Here is a 23,456-nt window from a genome sequence, read left to right on the forward strand (position 1 = left end):
GCGCCTCTCCCGGGAGCGCGTCGATTCGTGTGGGCCGCTATCGTGCAAGAGCGGCCAGTTCGCCTCGCGTCGCCGCCGCTTTTGCCAACGCTCTGGCCGGATCAGGGTTGCAGGCTCCCGCAGCGAGGCCGGCCGCAAACAGAAGTGCCTCGCCATGATCGTCTCTCCCCCATTCGCGCGCATAGGAAAGGGCGATGGTTTGACTACTCCGAGCGTCATTGAGCTCACCCAGCACGTCCTGCAGCATCGTCAACTTGGATATGAGCTTTCGACTCGTCTTCGTGCCGATGACCGAATGGAAGGATTCAATCGCATAGCGCAGCTTTTTGGCCACGATCCGGATGTCGTGCTGTCCATCCGGGGAGCAACTCTCCAGATTCCGGCTCGCTTTCAGGAAGGTCCTCAAGCGGCGATCCAGGCGCGCTTGCACGAACTCCTTGATCGGGCGGTCGCGCTGGCGTGGATTCTTGAGCAAGGAACGTTGCGGGCCGGACAATGCGGCGAGGCCTTCGAGAAGAGCGAAGCCGAACTCCAGCATCGCGGGCGACTGCGCAAAGGCCAGGACCTCGTCATGCGCCGCCCGGCGCCGATGTTCGAATGCCTGCAGGAGCGCCTCCATGCCTGGCGCATCGGGGTTGCGCAGCCGCAGCGGTGCCAGGACGCGATCACAGAAGACGTCGAGTTCGCGCGCTTTTCCAAGAAATTGCGCGAAGGCACGCAGGCGATTGGATATCGGCCCGATTCCGGGACCGAGCAGGGGCTTCAGGAACCACAGGGTCGCACGCAGCCGCCTGAGGCCAATCCGCACGCCATGCAGCACATCCCGCCCGCGGCCGAATGTCAGCAGCGTCAGCGCGTCGAAGAGCGCAGCCACGCAACTTTGACAGACGCTGTCGCTCCCCTCCCCAGCCGTCATCTCGCCGCGGACATCGCCCGCGACCCCTCCATTGCCAGGTCCAGCCAGAGCATGTAGCAGGCCGAAACCCCGTTCGCCATACGAGCGTAGGCCGAACGTCACGGGGAGGTGTACGCCAAACTCCCGCGCGACATTCAGGAGGGCGACAGGCGATCCAGCGATCAATTTCAACCGCAGTTCGCAGATGCGCTCGACGGCGGCTCCCGCGGTAATCGCTCCCGTGTCGAAGCAGGCAATGATGCTGGCGCCGTCGCGGTCGAGAACAAGGCTTCGACGGCGAATATCGAGATCGAAGAGAGGTTTTAGCCGCGCCAGGGCCTTGTCGTCGAGGATATCGTCGAGCGGCGTTGCCCGGACTGATGCTCTGCTCGGTGCAACATCACCGATTTCGTGCGCCCAGCACGCTGTGGCGGAGAGGAACAGAGCGGTGTCCGTCACTTCGATATGTTGGGTTCGCTTGAGTCCCTGTGCCTGAACAGACAAGCGATAACCCGCGCGCGCCAGCGTCTCGCGCCGCGTATCGTAGTAGACTGACTTGAAGGCCTTCGCGCGCCCAAGGTCCTTCCCCCCCGCACACCGCAAGAGTTTCAGGACCCGTCGCTGATTTCCTTCACTGAGAGATAGCATCAGCGCCGTTGGACCGGGACCATCACGAATCTGCTCGGTGATAGACAAGGCGGAACGGTCCATGGCTGCCATCGCCTCGGCCATTTGCTGCGCTATTGCTGCTCTGGGGTGATCTTTTCCCAGCCCTTGTCTGGATTGAAGCTTTGCATGCGGGCTGCGGTGCGGTCCGTGCCGGCGCCAAGATCCTTCTGGTAGACAGTCCCTTCGTGATTGAGCATGAAACTTTTCACGCCGGAACGGCCATATTCGGCCGGATAAGCGAGCAAAGCGAAGCCGCCGATCATTTTCCCGCCAGCGACATAGTCGATCGCACCGCCGGGCGCCGAGCTCCCCTGCCGTTTCAGGATCTTGTAGTAATAGCCGTGGAAGGGTTGCCGTGTCTCACCGGCGCGATAACCTTCCGCCGCCGCTTCCGCAGCGAGATTTCCCAGCGGGCTGGGTTCCTCGTCGGCCGCGCTCTTCCAATAAAGCCCATCTTTGCTGCCGGGCCGGCTGATGATTCTCTGAGCATAGACGCCCGAACCCTGGCCGGTGCGGTCCTTGGCGGCGTAATCATGCTGGGCATCAAGGAAAGCAAGGCTCGCCTGGATAGCCGCAAGCTCGTTGCGGCCGATACGCCTGGCGAGGATCTCGTCACGGCCGGACACGCCATCGAACGCCCAGCCCTGCCCCCGACGCATGATCGGGATCGGGAAAGGAAAATCATCTGGGCCGACGATCAGCGTCGCCTTGTCGCCCTGCTCGTTGATCGAGTTCCGGCTGTCATAGGCTTCCACGAAGCGCTTGCGATCGGCGGCATCGGCGACGTCGTCCCCGGAGGGCAGAGTGTCACGGCCGACGGTTCCGAGGACGGCGCGCAAGCGCTTTTCGTTGCTCGTGCGCGCCGCATCGATCAGCGCGGCGGCAGCCGCCGACGGTGTCTTGAAGACCTCCTGCGCTCTCGCGGTCGTCGCCGCCACGACTATGCCAAACGCGACTGCGCACACCAGGTTAAAAACGGTTCGCGCCGGTGGCGATGTGTTGATCATGGCCTTGCATCCTCGACATGCGAGACATGGGCCGGAACCGGAATTTCTTTCCGGTACCCCTGGTCTCCGACCGGAATCCGCGCGCCCGACGCTTGCCACTGATCGAAGGTCTGAAAGGGCACGCCGAGCTGGCGGTAGTCGACCCGCAGATAGCGATCCGCGCCGCGGCGCACCGCCCAGGGTGCGACACCTTGGACCTCCTGCGCGATTACACCGACATAGGCGCGGTGCGAGCCATTGTAGGCGAAGCGGTAGAAGCCGAGCCCATTGTCCATCCGGCCGATCAACATGATGTCGTGCTTGAGCCGGATGTCGGAGCGGCGTCCACCACCACCTCCACCGCGCCCTCCACCCCCGCCGACGCGGCCGCCACCACCTCCGAAGCCGCCACCTGCTCGGCCGCCACCGCCGCCATAGCCCCCGCGGCTCATAGCGGCGCCTCCGCCACGCATCGCTGGGCCGCCGGCATGCATCGCGCGCCCTCCGCCTCCCGGACGAGCCCCCATGCTCGCGTGCCCGCGCTGCGATTGCAGGTTCGCCGCACGGCCCGGCTGCGTTTTGAAGGCACCGTCGCGCGATGGACCGGTGCGTTTGGCTCCTGCGTTGGGGCGGTTCGGCTGGGTCGACGCCCGTGGCGCCCCGCTCCGCCCGCCATCGCCACCGGGCCGTGCGCGATCCCCACCCGGACGATCCGGCCGGTTGCCGGCACCAGCCCGATCACCCGGCCCGCGATCGGGCCGGTCGCCTACATTGGGGCGATCCCCCGGCCTTGGCTGCGGTCGGGTGCCGCCGGCCCCAAGGTCGCCGCGCCCCCCCTCGGGACGCAGAACCTGATCGCCGCCGCGCCCGCGGAAATCCATCCTGCCTTCGCTGCCAGCCCGGAGATTGTCGTTGCCGAACCTCTGCTGGACAGCGTTGTTGCGGTACTGGACGCCGTGGCGATGCTGGGGATTGTGCTGCCAATGCGTCACCCGGTTACGGTCGATATTGATGTTGTTGTTGTTCCAGTTGACGTTGCCGCCCCAGTAATTGCCGCTGCTCCAGCGCCCGAGGGCATAGGCAGCGCCAAAGGCGAGACCCGTCGCGATAACGCCCGTGGCGACGTAGCCCGATGCCGGAAAATAGTATGGCGGATCGGCGGGATAGGGCCAGGCGCCATAGACCACTGCCGGATCGTAATACGGCACATAGACGGTGCCCGGCTGAGCCGGCTCGATCACAATCGCCTGCCTGCCGTTATCCTGCCGGACCGAGACCGTCTGCTGAGGTCCCGAGGACAGCTTTTTGGCTTCATAGGCCCGCGTCCTCATCCGCTGGACGCCGTCCATCAGATCCGGCTGCTGGGCCAGAACCGCGTCCCCCAGCTTCTGTGTCCAGTCGAGGTTCTTGCTCATCATCTCGAGCACGGAAGGCGTGGCGACCAGCGATTTGACGCTGACATCCCAGGGCTGCTGCTCGGCTGCGGCCTTCAGCGCGTCGCCCTTGAGGCTCTTGTTGGCGCCGACCCAGCGGTCAGCCTGGACCACTTCGAGTGGATAGGTCGAGGCCATCAGGACCTGCGCCAGCAGCGTGTCGGGGTAGAGCGCGATCGGCGCGATGAGCGCATCCAGCTGCGCACCGTTCAGAAGTTGATCCGCCTGCGCCACAGACGCGCCAGCCGCCGGCTGAGATTGAGGCGGCGGCGTCTGCGCCAGAAGTGGGGCAGTGAGACCACCCACGAAGACACAGGCGACCACGATCCGCAGATGCATCGCATTCTCCCAGAAATGGGGCTCGAAGAGCCAACAGTGCCAGCGTCAGAAGCCAGCGCAGTATCCTCAAGACTTGGCGAAACGGCGGGTCATTTTCCGGCCGAATATGCCTTTTGCTTCGCTTGCAAAGCACGAAATGCTTCGATGTTGTCTTGACCAGCCTTGATTGCCTTATCCATGCGGCCGTCACGCCTCATGTCGTAGTCTTCATGGATCACATCCATCATGCAACCGCCCGTTTTATTGCAGGCCAAGGCGTCATTCTGACCAGCGAAGCCCAGAAGCCCGGCTATAGCCAAGGCGCCCGCCAAAAACATCTGTCTGATCATGGTGCGAACTCCGTTGCTAGCGGCGGACCGCACGGCCGACACTGATGGATGAGTGCACAGCCAAGCCCCGCCAATACCGACGATCTGGCTCCCTGATCTTAAACGAATGCGCGCGGCGGAAAGTTGTCCTCAGGTACAATACGTTTCCGTCCCGCATTGTGCTGAACTCCCGCGATGGACGCTGCGTCAACTAACCTGGGTCTCTCAGGCATGTCAGCCGCAGATGGCTTGCAGGGAGAGAACTCGCAATGTCCTTGACGGCTCAAGAAACGCGCTCCATCGACCATTTCTTCTCGGCCCCCTCCGGCCGCACCGACCGCTGGCGGGATCTCCACGCGGTCGCCCGCTCCTGGTCCAAGGGAGCGCAGCCCCGCCGCGAGGTCGAGCGCGCCCTCCAGGAACTGGGCGCGATCGAGGAATTTCACGCCTTCCCGGGCCCTGATCTGATCGGCCCGCTGCACCAACACCTGCAGAATGATGATGCCAACAGTTTCCTGGCGCTCGCCAAGCGGATTTCGCTTGCGATCATCACCGGCAACTACAAGCAAGACGCCAAGGAATGGCAGTCAGTCGATCTCACACTGGCGGAGCCGGTCGACGCGCTGCCCTCTGCGCTCGGCGACAGGCCTGCCCATCGCCCCTATTTCGAGATGCTGGTTGTGACGCCAGCGCCGCCGGGACGATGGCCGCATATGGCCGCCGAGTTCCGCAGGCTGCGGCGGTCGGAGGATGCCTTCATCTACGAGACAGTGCTCGTCGGCAGCCTGGAAGATGCGATCTGCGCGGCAGCGCTCAACCCTGATGTCGCCGCCGTCGTCATCTATGAGGGGTTCGAACTGAAATCCCGGCACGACGCCCCGATCTTGCGTAGCGTGCTGGCTGCGCAGCAGCCGCTGCTCGATAGGGCGGACGAGGCCGATCTCGCACTGCGCCTCGCCGCCGGGCTGAAGGCGATCCGGCCCGAACTCGACATCTACCTGCTGTCCGACCGGCGCGTCGAGAAGCTCGCCGGCGATCCGCGAGCCGCGATGATCCGGCGCGTAATGTACCAGATCGAGGAACCGCTCGAACTCCACCTCTCGGTGCTGGAGGGCATCAAAGCACGCTACGACACGCCATTTTTCGACAATCTCAAGCTCTATGCGCAACGCCCCGTCGGCACGTTCCACGCGCTTCCGATCGCGCGCGGCAAGTCGGTCTTTAGCTCGCACTGGATCCGCGACATGGGCCAGTTCTACGGCCTCAATCTCTTCCTCGCCGAAAGCAGCGCGACCACCGGCGGCCTGGATAGCTTGCTAGAGCCCACCGGAAACATCAAACGGGCGCAAGAAATGGCGGCCCGGGCCTTCGGTGCCGATCATGTCTTCTTTGTCACCAACGGTACCAGCACTTCGAACAAAATGGTGCTGCAGGCGCTGATCGCGCCAGGCGACATCGTCGTCCTCGACCGCAACTGCCACAAGTCACACCACTACGGACTGGTGCTGAGCGGTGCGCAGCCCTTCTATGTCGAGGCGTTCCCGATGGTCGAATTCTCGATGTACGGGGCGGTGCCGCTGCGCTCGATCAAGAAGGCGCTGCTCGACCTGAAGGCCGAGGGGCGGCTTGACCGCGTCAAGATGGTCGACCTGACCAACTGCACCTTCGACGGCCACATCTACAACACCCGGCGCGTGATGGAGGAATGCCTCGCCATCAAGCCGGACCTCATCTTCCTCTGGGACGAGGCCTGGTTCGGTTTTGCACGCTGGTCGCCCTTCCTGCGCCCGCGCACCGGCATGGGCGCCGCGGCCGACATCGAGGCGTGGATCGCGAGCCCGGATGCACTCGCGCAATTTGAGAAGCAGCAAAAGGAGCTCGGCGCTGCCCCCTCGATCGACAACCTTCTGGACACGCGCCTCGTGCCCGATCCGCGTGCCATCCGGCTGCGTGTCTACCAAACCAACTCCACCCACAAATCGATGTCGGCGATCCGGCAGGGCTCGATGGTGCTGGTCAGGGACGTCGACTTCCACAAGGTCGAGGCTCAGTTCCACGAGGCGGTTTTCACCCATGCCTCGACCAGCCCGAACCAGCAGCTTATCGCCAGCCTCGACGTGGCTCGCCGCCAGATGGAGCTCGAAGGCTATCGGCTGGTGATGAATGCGATCGAGGTCGCGCTCGACATCAGACGCGAAGTCGCGACGCACCCGATCATCTCGAAGTACTTTAAGGTCGTCGGCGCTGACGGAATGGTGCCGCAGAAGTACCGCACCAGCGGCTTCGTCGATTTCCTTGCGCCCGAGACGCACTGGGATGATCAGCTCCGCAGCATGCGGGAGGACGAGTTCTGCCTCGACCCGACGCGGATGACGCTGGTCTGTGGCACCGCCGGCTTCGACGGCACGGCGTTCAAGGGGCTTTTGGCCTCGCAATACGGGGTTCAGGTCAACAAGACCTCGCGCAACTCGGTCCTTCTCCAATCCAACATCAACAACACCCGCAGCGATGTCGCGCTGTTGATCAGCGTCCTGCTTAAGATCAGCAACGAGATCGAGGTGCGGCTGCGCCAGGGCGGCGAAGCGGAGCGCAGAGCCTTCGAAGCACGCGTGCACAGCCTGATGAACGACGTGCCCGACCTTCCGGATTTCAGCCGCTTCGACGAAGCCTTCCGTGGCGACGCCGGCAAGACGACGCCGGAAGGCGACATGCGCACCGCCTTCTTCGCCGCCTATGCGGCCGAGAAATGCGAGTATCTGCCGATCAACGGTGCGGAATGCGACCGCCGTCTGGAGAAAGGCCCCGCGCTGATCTCGGCCAATTTCGTCATTCCCTATCCGCCCGGCTTCCCCATCCTGGTGCCGGGGCAGGTGGTGACGCATGAGACGATCACCTTCATGCGCAAGCTCGATGTGAAGGAGATCCATGGCTACGAGAGAGCCAGGGGCCTGAAATTGCTGAAGCCGGACGCCCTCGCCCGCAAGAAGAAATGACGATGGGAGACAAGCCCAAGATGTGACGGGGTGTCGACGCCTCGGCAGGCCCGGAACTACAGCGACAGGGGATCGGAATGTTCGACTGGTTCGTCACAACACTACGCAGCTACCCCGAGATTGCGCTCTTCCTTTCGCTGGCGATCGGATATTACGTCGGCGGCTTCGCCTATAAAGGCTTCAGCCTCGGCGCCGTCACCTCGACACTGATCGCCGCGGTCGTGATCGGTCAGCTTGGAATCACAATCTCGCCGAATGTGAAATCGACCTTCTTTCTGATGTTCCTGTTCGCGGTCGGCTATGGCGTCGGGCCACAGTTCGTACGAGGTATCGCCAAGGACGGTGCGCCTCAGGCGATCTTTGCCGTCGTCGTGACCGTGTTCTGCCTCGCGGTTCCCGTTATCATAGCCAAGTTCGCTGGCTACCACCCGGGCTATGCCGCCGGCCTCTATGCAGGCACGCAAACCATCTCGGCCTCGATGGGCCTCGCGACCGATGCGATCAATCGCCTGGGGCTTTCTGCCGAGCAGACCAAAGAATATCTCGACGCGATGCCGGTCGCCTATGCAGTGACCTACATTTTCGGCACCGTCGGTTCCGCCATAGTCCTCGCCCTGTTGGGCCCCAAGCTCCTCAACATCGATCTCGCCCAGGCCTGCAAGGACTACGAGGCGAGGCTCGGCGGCGGCAAGGAGATCGGCGGCCCCGGCTCTGTCTGGCGGCGTTTCGAGCTGCGTGGCTTCCGCTTGCGGCAGGGCGCCAAGGTTGCCGGCATGCGTGCCGCGGAGGCGGAGGCGCTTGTGCCGGACGCCCGTGTCTTCGTCGAGCGCATCCGCCGCAACGGCGTCATCGAGGACGCCACCGCCGACACAATCCTCCAAGAAGGTGACATCATCGCCCTCGCTGGCCCGCGAGAGACGCTGGTCACCCTCATCGGCCAGAATGCCGAGGAGATCGAGGACCCGGAGCTGCTCGACCTCAAAGCCGAGGGCGTCGACGTCTACGTCACCAGCAAGGACGCTGATGGCAAGACTCTCACCGAACTTTCAAAGATGCCGACGTCTCGCGGCGTCTTCCTGCGCAAGATCGTGCGCGGCGCCACTGCCGTCTCGATCCCGATCCTGCCGGACACCGTAATCCATCGCGGCGACATCCTCACCGTTGTCGGCCGCACCCAGGACGTTGCCACCGTCGCCAAGACGCTCGGCCATGCCGACCGCCCAAGCGACGTCGCCGACGTCGCCTTCATCTGCGGCGCGATCGTCCTCGGAGCGCTCATCGGAGCCCTCGTCTTCAAGGTCGGCGGTGTGCCGCTGACGCTGTCGACCGCCGGCGGCGCGCTGATCTCGGGCCTGGTCTTCGGCTGGCTCCGCTCTGTGCACCCGACGTTCGGCCGCATCCCGAGCTCGACGGTCTGGTTCATGAATTCGGTCGGCCTCAACATGTTTATCGCCGTCGTCGGCATTTCGGCCGGTCCGGGCTTCGTCAAGGGCCTACAGACGCAAGGTGTCGGCCTCTTCCTCTGGGGTGCGCTGGCCACGACCATCCCCCTGATCCTCGCCATGTTTGCCGGCAAATTCATTTTCCGTTTTGACCCGGCGATCCTGCTCGGCGCCTGCGCCGGAGCACGCACCACGACGGCCGCGCTCGGCATGGTCTGCGAGACCGCAAAGAGCCAGGTTCCCGCGCTAGGCTACACGGTCACCTATGCGGTCGGGAACACGCTTCTGACCATCTGGGGCATGGTGATCATCATTTTGATGACCTAGCGGCAGACCACGCGCCCGTTCCTTCAATTCAATCTGTCACCGGAGGATTTGCCATGGATCCTGTCACTCTGCAGAGCTTCGAGAAACTCAGCCCCTTCGAAATCAAGGACGAGCTCATCCGCCTCGCCAAGCTGACCGCGCAGACGTCCTCGATTGCATTGCTGAACGCCGGCCGGGGCAATCCGAACTGGGTCGCCATGACGCCGCGCGAGGGCTTCTTCCTGCTCGGGCAGTTCGCGATCACGGAAAGCCGGCGCGTCATGAACAAGCCGGCGGGGATCGGTGGCATGCCCAAAGCCGACGGCATCGCCGCGCGATTGGAGAACTGGCTCGCGGATCACAAGGATGCGCCCGGAGCAACTTTCCTGAGGGATATGCTCGCCTTCGCCGTCAAGAAATTCGACTTCAAGCCCGATGCCTTTGTCCATGAGCTGGTCGACTCGATCATTGGCGACAATTATCCGGTGCCGGATCGCATGCTCGTCCACAACGAGCGGATCGTGCACGAGTACCTCATGTGGGCGATGTGCGGGGATCCGCGCCCCTCAGGGCAGTTCGATCTCTACGCCGTCGAAGGCGGCACGGCAGCGATGTGCTATATCTTCAAGTCGCTCAAGGCCAACCGCCTGCTGAATGCCGGCGACACCATAGCGCTCGCGACGCCGATCTTCACGCCCTACCTCGAAATGCCTCATCTTGAGGATTACGACCTCAGCGTGATCTCGATCGCGGCCCCGCAGGAGAACCGCTTCCAGTTCACTGACGAGGAGCTGAAGAAGCTCGAGGACCCCAAGGTAAAGGCCTTCTTCGTGGTGAATCCGGGCAATCCCTACGCGGTTGCTCTCAGCGAAGAGACCATCGCCAAGATCGTCAAGCTGGTCGAGACCAAGCGTCCGGATCTTCTGCTCCTGACCGACGATGTCTACGGTACCTTTGTCCCGGGCTTCCGCAGCCTGCTCGCGGCTCTGCCCCGCAACACCATCGGCGTATACTCCTACTCGAAATATTTCGGCTGCACTGGCTGGCGGCTCGGCGTCATCGCGATTCATCGCGAGAACATCTTCGACAAGGCAATCGCTGCGCACCCTGAAAAGACCCAGGCGTTACTCGACAAGCGCTATGGGCCGCTGACGCTGAAGCCGCGCGAGATGAAGCTGATCGACCGCATCGTCGCCGATAGCCGCGACATCGCGCTCAACCATACTGCCGGGCTCTCGCTGCCGCAGCAGGTAATGATGTCACTTTTCTCTCTGTCCGAGTTGATGGACGAGGCCAAGCTTTACCAGAAGACCTGCATGGGAATCGTCAGAGCGAGAGCCGAGCGGATGATCGAGGGCCTCGGCATCGAGGTTCCAGAGAACGTGCTGCACGATCGCTATTACGGGCTTGTCGATTTCGAGTTCTGGGCCAACAAATATGTCGGGCCCGAGGTCGTGGCCTATATGAAGGAGCACGTCCACCCGCTGGACATCGTTTTCCGCCTGGCCGAGGACCATGGCATCGTGCTGCTGAACGGCGGTGGCTTTCACGCGCCGGATTGGTCGGTGCGCGTCTCCTTCGCCAATCTCGACGATGAGGTCTATGGGCAGATCGGCCGGGCGACGCGTGCCGTCGCGCGCGGCTATCGGCAGGCCTTCGACGCCTACAACATGGCTTTGGCACAAAAGGGGCGGCCGACGCCGACAGCCGGAGAATAGGTCGGCTCATCGGACCGGATCGCAATCGGCTTCCGGCCGTATGCAGAGCCGCATCGACGCCACAGCATACGGCCACTTCCGAATCTCAATACCGCTCAGCGAGACACGGTATGGCGTTCGTCATCGAGGCCCTGCGCGCTAACCCCGAACTGGCCGTTTTCCTGACGGTTGCACTCGGCTTTCTGATCGGCCGGCTCAAATTCGGGAGCTTCAGCCTTGGCGTCGTCGTGGGCTGCCTGCTGGCGGGCGTTCTGGTCGGCCAATTGGACATCAAGGTTCCGGCGGTCGCCAAAGCGGTGTTCTTCGATCTCTTCCTGTTCACGACCGGCTACAAGGTCGGCCCGCAGTTCTTTCGTGCGCTGAAAAAGGATGCCTTACCGCAAGTGGCCCTGACGGTGGTCCTGTGTGTGACCTGCCTGCTCACGGCGTTGGGGTTTGCGAAGCTGCTAAATTACGACATGGGCACTGCGGCAGGGCTTCTGGCGGGCGCCTTTTCGGAATCGACGGTGATCGGCACAGCCGGCGAGGCGATTCAGCGGCTCGATCTCCCGCAAGCCGAGCGCGCGGCGCTCGTCAACAATATCCCCGTCGCCTATGCCGTCACCTATCTGATCGGGACAACCGCTCTGGTCTGGTTTTTGCCAAAGATCGGTCCCAGGCTGATGGGAATCGACCTGCGCAAGGTTGCGACCGCACGGCGTAGCGAGATAGCCGGATCGGCCACGGAGATAGAAGGCGTCACCTCCGCCGCGCGCCTGTTCGACGTTCGGGCCTATCGGATCGAAAATCCAAAATTGTTGGGCAAGACGGTCGCCGAGTTGGAGACGTTACCGAAGACATCTCGTGTCTTCGTCCTACGCGGGCGCAGCGGCGATATCCTGTTCGATCAGACCTCGGATCATCGGACCCTGGCGGGGGATGTTATCGCAGTCATGGCGCGTTTCGAGGTCCATGCGGCGCGCGGCGATATCATCGGCGCCGAGGTCAGCGACCCCGAACTCCTGGACATTCCGCTGGAAGCGCTCGACGTGATCGTGACGAGCCGCAAGATCGACGGCAAATCTCTCGCAGAAATCACCGAAGACCAATTCGCGCGCGGGGTTTTTCTCGCCAAGTTGACCCGTTCGGGCATCGCGATGCCGGTGATCCCCACGACCCGCCTCAATCGGGGAGATGTCATGTCCCTGATGGGACCTATGTCGGAGGTGGAACGTGTCGCCACTGCAATCGGCTATCCCGACAGGCGCACATCGGCGACCGATATGATCTTCGTCGGAGTTGGCATCTTCCTTGGCGGGCTCTTCGGTCTGCTCTCGGTCACTGCCTGGGGGATCCCTCTCACGCTGACCGCCAGCGGCGGGGCGTTGTTCATGGGGCTTCTCTTCGGATGGCTGCGCTCAGCATATCCTTTCTTCGGCCGCATTCCGGAGCCCGCGATTTGGATATTCGACACGGTGGGGCTGTGCATGTTCATCGGCATTGTCGGCCTTGGCGCCGGACCAAGCTTTGTCGCCGGTCTGAAGGCAACAGGCATCAGCCTGGCTGCCGTGGGCCTGGTGTCAGCTCTGCTGCCGCACATGGTCGCGATTCTGTTCGGTCGCTACGTCCTAAAGATGGACCCACTGATCCTTCTCGGCGCATGCGCCGGAGCCGGTACAATAACTGCGGCCCTGAGAGCCGTTCAGGACGAGGCGCAAAGCAGTATTCCAGCGCTCGGGTACACAGTCCCCTACGCAATCGGGAACATTCTTCTGACTGCGTGGGGGCCCGTCTTGATTGCTCTGATGACTATTTGATCAAGCACGTTGGGGACGCTGTGCCACGTTCGACCTCATTCCCCGTGATGGCGTGACCGATCCTCGCCCTGGACTGGCAGACCGTGACCGGAACCGAGACGGCGCGGAAAAGGGGCAAGCCTGGGGGGCAAGACGATCGAGAGCTTCCACACCTACGGCACGATAGCTGCAAGAAGCAGGAGGCCGTTCCCTTGCTCCGGCAATGCGGTGTGGTCAGCTGCTGTCCTGTGGTTGGGCCTTGAGCTTAACTGCCGGAAAGCGGACGTTCCCGGCGTCCGCAATGGGCCAGAAGCGGCGCAGGGTTTCTACCTCGACCAATGTCGCCTAAATGCTTCCGATGCAGGCGATGCTGATAGCCGGCTCAGAAGAGAGTGCCTTGCACCGGCAGCGAAGCAGACGGGGCGGCTGCCTCCAGTTCGATCGGAGCGGCCGTCGCCGGATCGTCGTCTCCGGCCCCCGATTTGTTCATACGGCGATCGACGACCCATTCCTGAAGCTCCGGCGACGAGCGCACCAGCACGTCCTTACCGGCCGAGCCATCTAACCAGGCTTCGAAGTCGTCGGGATGCAACATTGCCGGCATGCGGGTATGGATCTTCAGCATCCAATCGTTCGCGTCCCGGGTGATGATGCTCGCGCTGATGATCTCCTCGCCGTTCTCGTCGCGCCACCGCTCCCAGATGCCAGCGAACGCGAGAATGGCGCCGTCCCTGGGACTGATGAAATGGGGCGTCTTGTTTTTCTCCTCGCCCGTCCACTCGTAGAAGCCGCTCGCCGGGATAATGCAGCGGTTCTTCACATAGGCGCGCTTGAAAAGGCTGTTGGTGTCGATGCCCTCAACGCGGGAATTGATATGCGGCTTGATCTGCTTTGCCGTTCCCTTGTGCCAAGGGGGGATCAGACCCCAGCGTGCCTTCCATAGTTCCCGACCGACATTGGTCTTGACCAGGATATCAATCGTCGTCGTAGCGGCGATATTATACCTGGCCTGCAGATTGCGGGCTGGCGATTCCGGCTCGGTGAGAGGCTGGCTGAAGGCGTAGATCTCGCCCCACGTGTAGGCTTGGCTAAACCGTCCGCACATGCGCTCCGCTCCTATTGGATCGGTGAGACCTGAGCTTGCGCCTCGTTGGCCTTGGCCATCATGGCCTCGAGCTTCGCGAATATCTCCGGTGAGAACATCAGGTTCATCACCTGACCGCTGGCCATCTCGAAGCTGATCATCGTCTCGCCTTGCGGATCGGTCGTCAGCGCGATCCGCTTCACATCCGCAACATCGAGATCGATTTCGGGCAACTCGGGCGGCTCAGCCATCACTCCTGATCCCTAACCGGGAGCCAAAGCTCACCGGGTTTGGCTCTCGCTATGGCGGTGTCATCGCTGATGTGTTGGTTCTGCATCCTGGCCTCTATCAAGGCCGTATCAAGGAAGTAGGCCAGCGTGCCAAACCCTCTGGCGGCCGCTTCGTTCTTCAACACCTCGATCCGATCCACCAAATCATCAGCCCGCCGCAATGGGACGCGCGGCACCCCTGATCCGAGCCTGACCACATCCGTCATGACGCTGGCCCTCCCTAGTCAGGGTAGTCGCCCGCAAGCCGATCATACAAGTCGACTTCCGCGGCATCAGCGGCCAGAGCCGTTTCAAGTTCATCAGCAGGCGCGATGACGCCGCCGAAATGAGCGTGGAAGGCACGCGCAAACCGCGCTTCTTCGAAAGCCACCCGGATCAGGTCCTCCGTCACTGTGCCGAGTACGCGGAAGCCGATTTGCCAATCGGTGCACCATGCTTCGATCCGGCGAAGACGTTCGGCCGCGGACGCCCTATCCAGCTTGATCTCGACCTGGTGCAGCCAATGCGCGGTCATCGCCACATGCCCCGCATCTTTGCCCTGACATCCACCTTGGGGCCACCAGATGGTGCTCGCGAGGCTTCCGCGGCGGCGATGGGCCAGGCCGTCCGTTCGAACTGGCCGAGCAGCGCATTCGGGATGAAACGGGTGCGGTTGGCATAGACGTGACGATCGCCCGTCGCCGATTGGCCGTGCGTGAAGAAGCGCTGTGGCACGACGAGGTGCAGATCGTCCTTCGCCCGCGTCATCGCGACATAGAGCAGACGCCGCTCTTCCTCGATCTCATCACGCGCACCGGCGCCAAGGTCGATAGGGATGCAGCCGTCGACTGTGTTCATGACGAAGACCGATTTCCATTCCTGCCCTTTGGCCGAATGGATCGTCGACAGGATGAGATAGTCCTCGTCGAGATGCGGAACGCCGGCCTGATCGCTTGTCGCGTCCGGCGGGTCGAGCGTCAGTTCAGTCAGGAAGCGCTCGCGCGACGGGTAACCGCCCGCAATCTGTTCGAGCTGCACGAGATCGGCTTGCCTGGTGCTGGCGTCCTCATGGATCCGCTCCAAGTGGGGCTCGTACCAGCGGCGAGCAAGTTCAATCTCTGCCGGCCAACCCGCCGTGCCGGCGCGCAGCTCACCGACCGCAGCGACGAACGACGACCAGTCGTCGCCAGCCCGCGGCGGAGCCGGAGCGTTCTCCAGTGCCTCGAGGGGCGCCGAGGCCTGGGCAACATGTTCCAGGACGCGCTGCGCCGAGGTCGGGCCGACGCCGGGCAAGAGCTGCAGCACCCGGAAGCCGGATACCTTGTCGCGCGGGTTCTCCACGAAGCGCAGCAGCGCCAGCAGGTCCTTGATATGGGCGCTGTCGAGGAACTTGAGGCCGCCGAATTTCAAGAACGGGATATTCCGTCGCGTGAGCTCGATTTCCAGCGGGCCGCTGTGGTGGGAGGCGCGGAACAGGACCGCCTGCTGCTTCAAGGTTGAGCCACCCTCGCGGCTCTCCAGCACCTTCTCCGCGATGAAACGCGCCTGGTCCGCTTCGTCTCGAACATGGACGAGTTGCGGTGGCGATCCGGTCGCGCGGTCGGTCCAGAGGTTCTTGGTGAAGCGCTCGGCCGCAAGGTCGATGACGGCATTCGCAGCCGACAGGATGGCGCTGGTCGAGCGGTAGTTCTGATCGAGCGTGATGACCTCGGCTGGCGGCACGAAGGCTGCTGGGAAATCGAGGATGTTGCGGACTGTCGCGGCGCGGAACGAATAGATCGATTGGGCATCGTCGCCGACCACCGTAAGCCCGCGGCCGTCGGGCTTGAGCGCCAGCAGGATCGAGGACTGGAGCCGGTTGGTATCCTGATACTCGTCGACCATGACATGGTCGAAGCGACCGCCGATGTCCGCCGCGATGTCGGGATCGGTCACGGCCTGGGCCCAGTAGAGTAGCAGGTCGTCGTAATCCAGGACGTTCTGGCTCTGCTTGGCTTCGACATAGGCCGCGAACAGCTCTTTCAGCTCAGCCGCCCAGGTGGCGCACCAAGGGTAGGACAGGCGCAGAACGTCTTCGATCGGCAGCTCGGCATTCACGCAGCGCGAATAGATCGCCAGGCAGGTGCCCTTCGTCGGAAACCGCGACTCCGTCTTGGAGAAGCCGAGCTCGTGTCGAACCAGGTTCATCTGGTCAGCCGAATCCTCCCGATCATGGATCGTGAAAGCCGGGTCGAGTCCGAGCTGCTCGGCATAGTCGCGCAGCAAGCGCGCGCCGATGCCATGGAAGGTGCCTGCCCAGGTCAGCGCGTCGGCGAGTACGCCGGCACCATCGCCGAGCACCTTCCGGGCGATCCGCTCGACGCGCTTTGCCATTTCGGAAGCCGCGCGCCGCGAGAAGGTCATCAGCAGGATCCGCCGCGGGTCGGCGCCGCTCACCATGAGATGGGCGACGCGATGTGCAAGCGTATTGGTCTTGCCCGAGCCGGCCCCCGCGATGACGAGCAGCGGCGAGGAAGCCACCGCGCCGACACCATGGATCACCGCGCGTCGCTGCGCCGGGTTGAGCGCGTCGAGATAGCTGATCGGCGCGACGGCGTTCATGACTTCAATTCCCGAACCGGCCGCGCTCCTTCCGAGAACCGACCGCGAAGGAAGCCCAGTGAGGCTGCCCGATCGGCATCTCGCAAGAGCTCATCACGGTTGTGAAGTAAGGCCCTGATGGCAGCCCGGGCATCGCCCTCGAACTCCGCCAGAACAGAGTCGATTTGTTGCTCCATAGGCTTTGGAGCAGGCGCCTGTTTCAGCACGACCGGGGGCATGGATGCGTCCTCAAGAATGAGAACATTATGAGAACAATCACCTGCGAGGAGTCAAGATACCAGGCAAAATTCACACCCGGGCACCCTGCACGAATGGGCGCCGGCTAGGTGCGATATCGATCGAATGCCGTAAGCCGCTGGATCAGTGGCTCCGCGTCCTCCCAGCCGTAAATCTCGGTGCGGAGATAGCGGAGCTCTTCCTCTTCGAGCTCGTCATCGATCTCGATCCACCAGGCTCTCGGCCTGCCATCGCTTCCATCCGACCAGCGATAGCCCCTGCCCTTGAGGTGATCCTTCATGTCGAACGCCGCGTTCTCCGCATAGATGCGGACGCGGCTCCGCTCGCTTGAACGCAAGAGCTGCGAGAATGGTGGCGCGCCACCCTCCCCGGCCGGCCTCGCCAGTACCTCTAAAAGCGCATTGCAATCATCCGTCGCGCGGTGGCCTTCGTGGAACAGGCCAGATTGGCCAACGAGGTATCCGAGCTTGTTGCCTTCGAAGCCTAAATCCGCCCACGGAATTTCTTTGACGGAACATGCCCAGGCCTTCGAGGCAAAAGTCGGCGAGAGCTTTTCGCAGAATGGCCGGTCGAAAGCGGCGTTATGGGCGATAACGAGATCTGCAGGCTCGATAAGAGCATCCAGCGCTGCAACATCGATCTCAAGACCGGCGACCATCTCGTCGGTGATGCCCGTCAGCCGGATAATCTCCGCTGGGATCGGATCCGAGGGCTGACGCAGGCCGCTATAGATTCCCACGACGTCGCCGACCGCTCCCTCGTCGTCGTAGGTGAAGGCGACAGCTCCAATTTCGATGATCTCGTCCTTGGCGTGATTGAGCCCTGTCGTCTCCGTGTCCACCAAAACTGCAAGGTTCGGAAATGCGCTCTCCGCTCGCGGGATGATCGAACGCGGCACGAGCTTGCGCAGGATTCTATAGCGCCCGCCCTGCTCCAGCCGTTGTGCGGCCTCCTCGTCATCCCAGCCGGGCGGAGTGGACGGACTTTCCGACTTCCGCTTGCGCGGCGTAGCTCTCGGCGTTTGCCGATAGCCAGGCGCATCGTCGAACAAGTCAAACTGGCTGGAAATGCTCTTCAAGGCTGAGCCCTTGCTGCCATCGTCATTACGGACCAACCTCCATTCCCGGGACGTCGTCTCGATCCCAGCGAACGACCGTGCTCCTCGCGCCCGTCGCATTGAGCGACGGGATACCTCCAGATGCTTCGAGTTACTGCTGGGGCGCAAGCCAGGACAGATCATCCAGCAACGTCCCATCCCCGCGGTTGCGTTCCACAGGATCGACCTTGACGATCGATCGGCCTTCCCCATCGGTCTGGAAGAACGACAGCTCTTGTCTCGCCTGATCGATTACAAGGACCGACAATCGTCCCGTCCAGCAGGCGCCCGTGTCCATAGATATCCGATTCTCTGTGATCACGGGTCGAGGAGGATCCATGACCGAGTGGCCGTGAACGACGACCCGAGGCAGCTTGCCGCAATGATTGAGAAACGGCTCCCGGATCCACATCAGGTCCTCAGGCGACTGCGCCTTGAGGGCGACGCCCGGTCTAATGCCCGCATGCGCGAAAAGAAACGGGCCCTCCTCAATCATGAATGTGGAGCCGCGAAGAAGGTCGAAATGGCCGGGATGCCGGCTCAGGATGAACCGACGTGCAGTCGATGTTGAGGTCGCAGTAGGAATCTATGGTTTCCCTGCCGCCGTCATGAAACCACGTGCGGAGCTGGCGCCGGTCATTCTCCAGGAATCGGAGAAACCAGTCGTCGTGATTTCCACGCAGGAAAACCGAAGCAGGATGGTCGGTCAGGGCACGACCGACAATCTCAAGACCTCCCTTCGCATCTCGACCACGGTCGACAAGATCGTCGAGGAAGATGATCCGCGGCGTGCCGCCCATGCGAGCCGCATCCTTCTCACAGAATGTGATGGCTGTTTGAAGGAGGTCAGAGCGACCGTGGACATCGCCTATCGCGTAGGTGAGAAGCATGCATACCCACCCATTTCGCAATCCAAGGCGGCGAGCCCGCCGGCCGTCTCGTGACGCACGTTGAAGCAGACGATGGGATCGCTCACGGTCGCGTCGACGAACTGCATCCGTGTTCGCCCCACATCTCATCGGTTTCGCGCTTGTGATCGCCGAGCGCAAACGGCCCTGCCGCCTGCACCATCGCGAGGGATTTAGACATTCGATCGCGCATCGACAGACTGCTCTGGGCAGTTTCGTGCTCGCTCGCAGATTTGTTTGCCTCGCCTTTCGAGGTCCCGGAAAAACTGACGGGTTCCCCGGTCAGCTTATCGACCTCCGGATTCTTGATATGATCAGTCATGGAGGACGTCCTTCAGCAGGGTCCAAACCAAGGATCGCTTCCTCAATTCGGCACGGCTAATCGGCTTTTCGCCGGTATCGTTCCAAAGCGCGACGAACGAGATCTGCCTCATCCAACGCGATACGAGCTAGACAAGCCACAATATCGGCAAGGCGCTCCCGTTCGAGCTCCTGATCCGCGTCAGGAACGCTAGGTCGGATTTCGTTCCAGACTGTATCGAGAGCACCCTGGGCACGGGCGACATCGACCGGATCACTCAGAGACGAAAACGGCATGATCGAACAATCATAGGCACTGCCCACGGCACGACCCAGCGAATTCCAGCGCTGCTCAAGCAGCAGGATCGATCGTTTCGGCCACTGCCTCCTTCTTCGGGCGCGGCAGGAGCGTCATGATCAGGATGAAGGCGGAGAGGACGAAACAAATGCTGTTGGTGACGATCAACGGCCATTGGCCCAAGCCGAGGCCGTAGGCGGTCCAAAGCGCAAAGCCGGTGACGGTGAGACTGTAGGTCAGCGGAGAGATCGCTTTCGTATCGCGCGTCCTGACGATCCGCCACGCCTGAGGCACGAAGCAGATTGTGGAGCACAGTGCGGCCAGAGTGCCGGCGACAGCGACCCAGTTCATCGCAGAAACCTATTTCGACAAACGACGGACGTTCGCCCGCACCTTGCGTCGATAGCCGCGGGCGATGCCGACAGGCCCGGTCCCCGTCGCCGCCATTATAGCAGCTGTCTGAGCAGCCGTGATCTTTTCCTTCACCATCAACTTGGCTTCGCGCTCGCCGGCTGAGCCGCCAGCGGCGACCTTCATGCTTCTGAGCCAAATGGCCTGTTGCGACTCGAATGCCAGCATCGACATTTCAAGGAAGAGCTTAAGCATCTGACGCCTTTCGGCCTGCGGAGTTCTGTCGCTTTGTGTTCGGTCGCGCGCGCCGAGAGGCGGGTCTTGCGCGTGCGGCTGTCGGCTTTGCGCGGCGTTTGGGGGTAACGTCCTTTGCCGCCATGGCCCGCGCGTCCTGGTTCAGGCGATAAAGCCCGTAGCCGATCGCTCCCGCAATAATGACTGGCGTCGGGAGCCGGGTGGCCAGCAAGGTCAGAGGAACTGCAAACCGTTCCGGGATTTCACCCTGCTCGACATTCCGGGCAATCCAGGCGCCCGCCAAGCTGGAAAATGCAGCCCTGATCATTTCTGCTCCTCGGCTCCACCGGGTGTGATAGGCACTTGCTCGGCCACCGGATCGCTCGCGGAAAAGGTATCCTTGAGCGCCCTTTCGAGCTTCTGATCGGGGGTCAGCTCGCGCTCCTCCTTGCGTTGGGTCTTCTGTTCCTGCCGGAGGCTTTCGACCGCCGGGCTTCGTTCGTTCGCCATGCATTCCTCCATCGGCCTTCCCGCGAGGCTGAGGTTGAACGTCCGCGGACGCGAGCTCGTTCCCGGCGGCGGCGCTCACTGGCTGCTAAAATCTTGCGGGAACCGAAGTGGCGCTTATCTCGTTGTCAGCGCGGCATCCTCGGATGCCTGCCTGCTCTCCGGTTGGATGCGTCGCCGCGGATGTACCGGCCGCAACCGACAGGAGGGCATAGCCAGTTTCCCGGCGATGGCCGGAGCCGCCTAGTCCTGACAGAAGTCAGAGGCCCGCCACTTTCCAAGTGGCGGGCTTATTATTTGATCCGGCTCGCAAAGCCACGCCTTCAAGACCCGAGGCTGTGACTCCTTCGGTGATCACTTCGAACTTTTGCAGCGTGTGTCCAACCATTAGCCCAAGAAGCGGCTGACAATCTGGCGAAGAAACCTCGGCAGATCCTCGAAGGCGTAAGGTGCATGCACCCGCTCGAGCCTTTGATGGAATTCGCGCCCCCAAGGTCCGATATTCACCACCGGAAACGAAAGTGCATCGGTCCGCACATCATCGATGAGTTCCCTGGCTGGCGTATTGCCCGCGATCAGCGCGCGGTCGGTATCGAGCGGGCGATGTCCGAAGAAGCTCATGTCGGAGATGCCGGTGAAGAATTCTCGGTACTTGATCGCTGGGTGACCGCTCTCCTCCTGTGTCAGTCGCGCCGCTTCGATCGCAGCAGCAAACTCAGGATGCCCGCTCAACCTGGAAATGTGGGTCGAAGGATACACGAGGCTACTCAGGCCATAGACGACGGCGGGGCCAATCAAGCCGGCTTCTGTCACCATGGCACTGACGACTGCACGGGTTTGAGCCAGGGGATCATCGGCGTTGCGCCATTTCCTCCCGACCTCATTCAACCGCGTGATGGCTTCCGTCCCGCCGACGTATTGGACGCGATCCCGCAGTTCCGCAGCCGAGATGACCGCAACGTCCGGCGCCGCGGCCGTCTGCTTCGTTCCCAGCATCGTACAATAGGTGCGTGCTCGCCGATTGAAGGTCTCGATGGCCTCGGCGGCCGCGGTGCGGACTACTTGCTCGAAGAGGCCGAGAAGGTCCGTCGCCGCCCAATGATGCGAAAGCCAGTTGAAGCCGAGCCAGACTCGTTCCGGTGTGGTCACCTCGTAGCCACCGCGTAGATCCTTGGCCTCGAGACAGATCGGCGGCGGTGAAATCTCGCCCCCGGCCGTGTCGCAAAGCTCCGGATTCGCCTCAACCGCCCTGGTGATCTCGGACGCGATCAACTGGGCACTGACGCCTTCGAACGGATAGCTCGCATGCGAGGAATGTCCGATGACCAGAGCGAACGGAAGCGCCTTGCCGATCGTGCCGCGATAGATCGCGCGGCCTTCCTCGCCGTCTCCCTGGTCGCTCGTTGCATCCAGATTGATCCCCGCCTGGATATCCAGCCCGAACTCGTTCGCGAACGTCGGAAGAGCATCTCGAAGACTGCGCATCCCTCGCGAGCCACGCTCCTCGTCGGGCGTCGCAATGAGAATGAGATTGCCTAGCCGGTCCGGCTGGGCCGCGAAGGCTTCCAGTACCGCAATGCCCGCCGCGATCCCGCTCTTCATGTCGAGCAAGCCGCGCCCGGGCAGGAATTCGCCGCTCCTAAGGTCCTCCAGGGCGCGTTGCTCCGTGGTGTTCAAAGGCCTGCTCTCGAGATCGGCGATCAGGGCCGCCAGCAGCTCGTCGGGTTTGAACGCAAGGGGAGCGAGCTCCCGATAGTTATCGATCGACACGACATCATAATGCCCGGCCAATGCCAGCGCCCGGGCTCCCTGCCCACGCACGAGAGCTATCACGCTCTGGGTCATTGGATCGCCAAGACTATCTACGAGGCGAACCTGATCCGGGTGGGTGCGGAAGTACGGCATTTCGCGCAGAAGTCCCGCGAGCTTCGCTCCGAACTCTGCTTCACCAGGCGTGCCGGTTTCGCTTCCCCAGCCTACCAGGCGGCAGGCTAGCTCACGAACGCGAGGACCGAACTCCAGCTTTCGTCGTTGTTCCATCGGAACGCTCCGGATGCATTGCGGGCACGCCCAACATATGCGACCGACAGGTGAGCAGAAACGTCACATCCACACGCTTTGGGCGTGATGTTGTCTTTATCGTCAGCACTTCTGCCAGAATGAGCAATCCAATGGACGATCTCGATCACCGCTTGATTGCGGAGCTGCGCGTGAATGCCCGCGCCACGGTTCCGACATTAGCCAAGCTCCTTGGTGTCGCACGGGGCACGGTCCAGACCCGGATGGATCGGTTGATCGCCAACGGAACGATTGCCGGGTTCACGGTTCGGCTAAAGGATCATGCTGCCACTGATCGGATCCGCGGCATCATGATGATCGAGCTGGAAGGGCGGCATGTGAAAAGCACGGTAGTCGCGCTCAGGCGGAATCCGGGATTTGCCGGACTTCACACCACTAATGGGCTCTGGGACCTCATCGCCGAAATCGAGGTCTTGGACATGGCCGAGTTCAATCGGCTGGTGAGCGGCATCCGAATCATGGACGGCATCTCGAAGTCAGAAACGCACATTCTTCTGGGTCCGGCGTAAGAACCCTGTCAGCGGGCCTCGCGAGCAGCGAACGCGAGCGCCCTTCATTGGTATCGCTTCAGAAGTTCGAGAACATGCCGCGGCGTCGCGCCCATTACGCACGCCTGCGAACGGCGATA

The 23,456-nt window shown here is 62.4% G+C and carries 22 protein-coding genes; 5 read left to right on the top strand and 17 right to left on the bottom strand.

Features of this window, described 5'->3' with window-relative positions:
• Positions 1–37 precede the first annotated feature (37 nt).
• The 4 genes from ACWIEX_RS11500 to ACWIEX_RS11515 form a co-directional block, all read right to left on the bottom strand.
• Positions 38–1,606, bottom strand: coding sequence for a CYTH and CHAD domain-containing protein (locus tag ACWIEX_RS11500; RefSeq protein ID WP_454033150.1), 1,569 nt, complete (start codon positions 1,604–1,606; stop codon positions 38–40).
• Between the two features lie 29 nt (positions 1,607–1,635).
• Complete coding sequence (locus tag ACWIEX_RS11505) at positions 1,636–2,571, bottom strand: DUF2950 domain-containing protein (RefSeq protein WP_454033151.1); 936 nt, start codon at positions 2,569–2,571, stop codon at positions 1,636–1,638.
• Complete coding sequence (locus ACWIEX_RS11510) at positions 2,568–4,322, bottom strand: DUF3300 domain-containing protein (RefSeq protein WP_454033152.1); 1,755 nt, start codon at positions 4,320–4,322, stop codon at positions 2,568–2,570. The genes ACWIEX_RS11505 and ACWIEX_RS11510 overlap by 4 nt, the downstream gene beginning before the upstream one ends.
• Positions 4,323–4,411: 89 nt before the next feature.
• On the bottom strand, positions 4,412–4,651 hold the full coding sequence (locus tag ACWIEX_RS11515; RefSeq protein WP_454033153.1) for a hypothetical protein: 240 nt from the start codon (positions 4,649–4,651) through the stop codon (positions 4,412–4,414).
• A gap of 248 nt (positions 4,652–4,899) precedes the next feature.
• Here ACWIEX_RS11515 and ACWIEX_RS11520 point away from each other — a divergent pair, with 248 nt between their 5' ends.
• The 4 genes from ACWIEX_RS11520 (at position 4,900) to aspT (ACWIEX_RS11535) (ending at position 12,885) form a co-directional block, all read left to right on the top strand.
• Positions 4,900–7,623 (top strand): decarboxylase, encoded by a 2,724-nt coding sequence (locus tag ACWIEX_RS11520; RefSeq protein ID WP_454033154.1) that lies wholly within the window; start codon positions 4,900–4,902, stop codon positions 7,621–7,623.
• A gap of 77 nt (positions 7,624–7,700) precedes the next feature.
• Positions 7,701–9,392 (top strand): aspartate-alanine antiporter, encoded by a 1,692-nt coding sequence (gene aspT / locus ACWIEX_RS11525; protein WP_454033155.1) that lies wholly within the window; start codon positions 7,701–7,703, stop codon positions 9,390–9,392.
• 53 nt (positions 9,393–9,445) lie between these two features.
• Positions 9,446–11,089, top strand: coding sequence for a bifunctional aspartate transaminase/aspartate 4-decarboxylase (locus tag ACWIEX_RS11530; RefSeq protein WP_454033156.1), 1,644 nt, complete (start codon positions 9,446–9,448; stop codon positions 11,087–11,089).
• A gap of 110 nt (positions 11,090–11,199) precedes the next feature.
• On the top strand, positions 11,200–12,885 hold the full coding sequence (gene aspT / locus ACWIEX_RS11535) for an aspartate-alanine antiporter (RefSeq protein ID WP_454033157.1): 1,686 nt from the start codon (positions 11,200–11,202) through the stop codon (positions 12,883–12,885).
• Between the two features lie 361 nt (positions 12,886–13,246).
• On the opposite strand, the gene ACWIEX_RS11540 is transcribed toward aspT (ACWIEX_RS11535), so the two are convergent.
• The 13 genes from ACWIEX_RS11540 to ACWIEX_RS11600 form a co-directional block, all read right to left on the bottom strand.
• Complete coding sequence (locus ACWIEX_RS11540) at positions 13,247–13,969, bottom strand: SOS response-associated peptidase (protein ID WP_091862374.1); 723 nt, start codon at positions 13,967–13,969, stop codon at positions 13,247–13,249.
• Between the two features lie 11 nt (positions 13,970–13,980).
• Positions 13,981–14,199: a hypothetical protein gene (locus ACWIEX_RS11545; RefSeq protein ID WP_091862378.1), complete on the bottom strand. Its 219-nt coding sequence runs from the start codon at positions 14,197–14,199 to the stop codon at positions 13,981–13,983.
• A complete protein-coding gene (locus tag ACWIEX_RS11550) occupies positions 14,199–14,444 on the bottom strand; it encodes a hypothetical protein (protein WP_091862381.1) in 246 nt (81 codons plus the stop codon). The genes ACWIEX_RS11545 and ACWIEX_RS11550 overlap by 1 nt, the downstream gene beginning before the upstream one ends.
• A gap of 14 nt (positions 14,445–14,458) precedes the next feature.
• Positions 14,459–14,758, bottom strand: a complete 300-nt coding sequence (locus ACWIEX_RS11555) for a hypothetical protein (RefSeq protein ID WP_139163630.1) — start codon at positions 14,756–14,758, stop codon at positions 14,459–14,461.
• Entirely contained in the window at positions 14,749–16,818 is a 2,070-nt protein-coding gene (locus ACWIEX_RS11560; RefSeq protein WP_142115642.1) for an ATP-dependent helicase, read from the bottom strand. Before ACWIEX_RS11560 ends, ACWIEX_RS11555 begins: the two co-directional genes overlap by 10 nt.
• A 322-nt stretch (positions 16,819–17,140) precedes the next feature.
• Positions 17,141–18,124: a 3'-5' exonuclease gene (locus ACWIEX_RS11565; protein ID WP_454033498.1), complete on the bottom strand. Its 984-nt coding sequence runs from the start codon at positions 18,122–18,124 to the stop codon at positions 17,141–17,143.
• A 139-nt stretch (positions 18,125–18,263) separates the two neighbouring features.
• Positions 18,264–18,647 (bottom strand): metallophosphoesterase family protein, encoded by a 384-nt coding sequence (locus ACWIEX_RS11570; RefSeq protein WP_091862396.1) that lies wholly within the window; start codon positions 18,645–18,647, stop codon positions 18,264–18,266.
• Complete coding sequence (locus ACWIEX_RS11575) at positions 18,640–19,170, bottom strand: metallophosphoesterase (protein ID WP_425284634.1); 531 nt, start codon at positions 19,168–19,170, stop codon at positions 18,640–18,642. The genes ACWIEX_RS11570 and ACWIEX_RS11575 overlap by 8 nt, the downstream gene beginning before the upstream one ends.
• Positions 19,124–19,381: a hypothetical protein gene (locus tag ACWIEX_RS11580; RefSeq protein WP_091862402.1), complete on the bottom strand. Its 258-nt coding sequence runs from the start codon at positions 19,379–19,381 to the stop codon at positions 19,124–19,126. The genes ACWIEX_RS11575 and ACWIEX_RS11580 overlap by 47 nt, the downstream gene beginning before the upstream one ends.
• A gap of 330 nt (positions 19,382–19,711) precedes the next feature.
• Positions 19,712–20,008, bottom strand: a complete 297-nt coding sequence (locus tag ACWIEX_RS11585) for a SemiSWEET family sugar transporter (RefSeq protein ID WP_091862405.1) — start codon at positions 20,006–20,008, stop codon at positions 19,712–19,714.
• Positions 20,009–20,017: 9 nt separating this feature from the next.
• A complete protein-coding gene (locus ACWIEX_RS11590; RefSeq protein ID WP_091862408.1) occupies positions 20,018–20,263 on the bottom strand; it encodes a hypothetical protein in 246 nt (81 codons plus the stop codon).
• Positions 20,264–20,566: 303 nt separating this feature from the next.
• Entirely contained in the window at positions 20,567–20,752 is a 186-nt protein-coding gene (locus ACWIEX_RS11595; RefSeq protein WP_091862412.1) for a hypothetical protein, read from the bottom strand.
• 384 nt (positions 20,753–21,136) lie between these two features.
• Positions 21,137–22,789, bottom strand: coding sequence for a M20/M25/M40 family metallo-hydrolase (locus ACWIEX_RS11600; protein WP_454033158.1), 1,653 nt, complete (start codon positions 22,787–22,789; stop codon positions 21,137–21,139).
• A 131-nt stretch (positions 22,790–22,920) separates the two neighbouring features.
• Here ACWIEX_RS11600 and ACWIEX_RS11605 point away from each other — a divergent pair, with 131 nt between their 5' ends.
• Positions 22,921–23,337 (top strand): Lrp/AsnC family transcriptional regulator, encoded by a 417-nt coding sequence (locus ACWIEX_RS11605; RefSeq protein ID WP_091862419.1) that lies wholly within the window; start codon positions 22,921–22,923, stop codon positions 23,335–23,337.
• Positions 23,338–23,456 lie beyond the last annotated feature (119 nt).

This window comes from Allobosea sp. NPDC055353 (genome assembly GCF_053644975.1).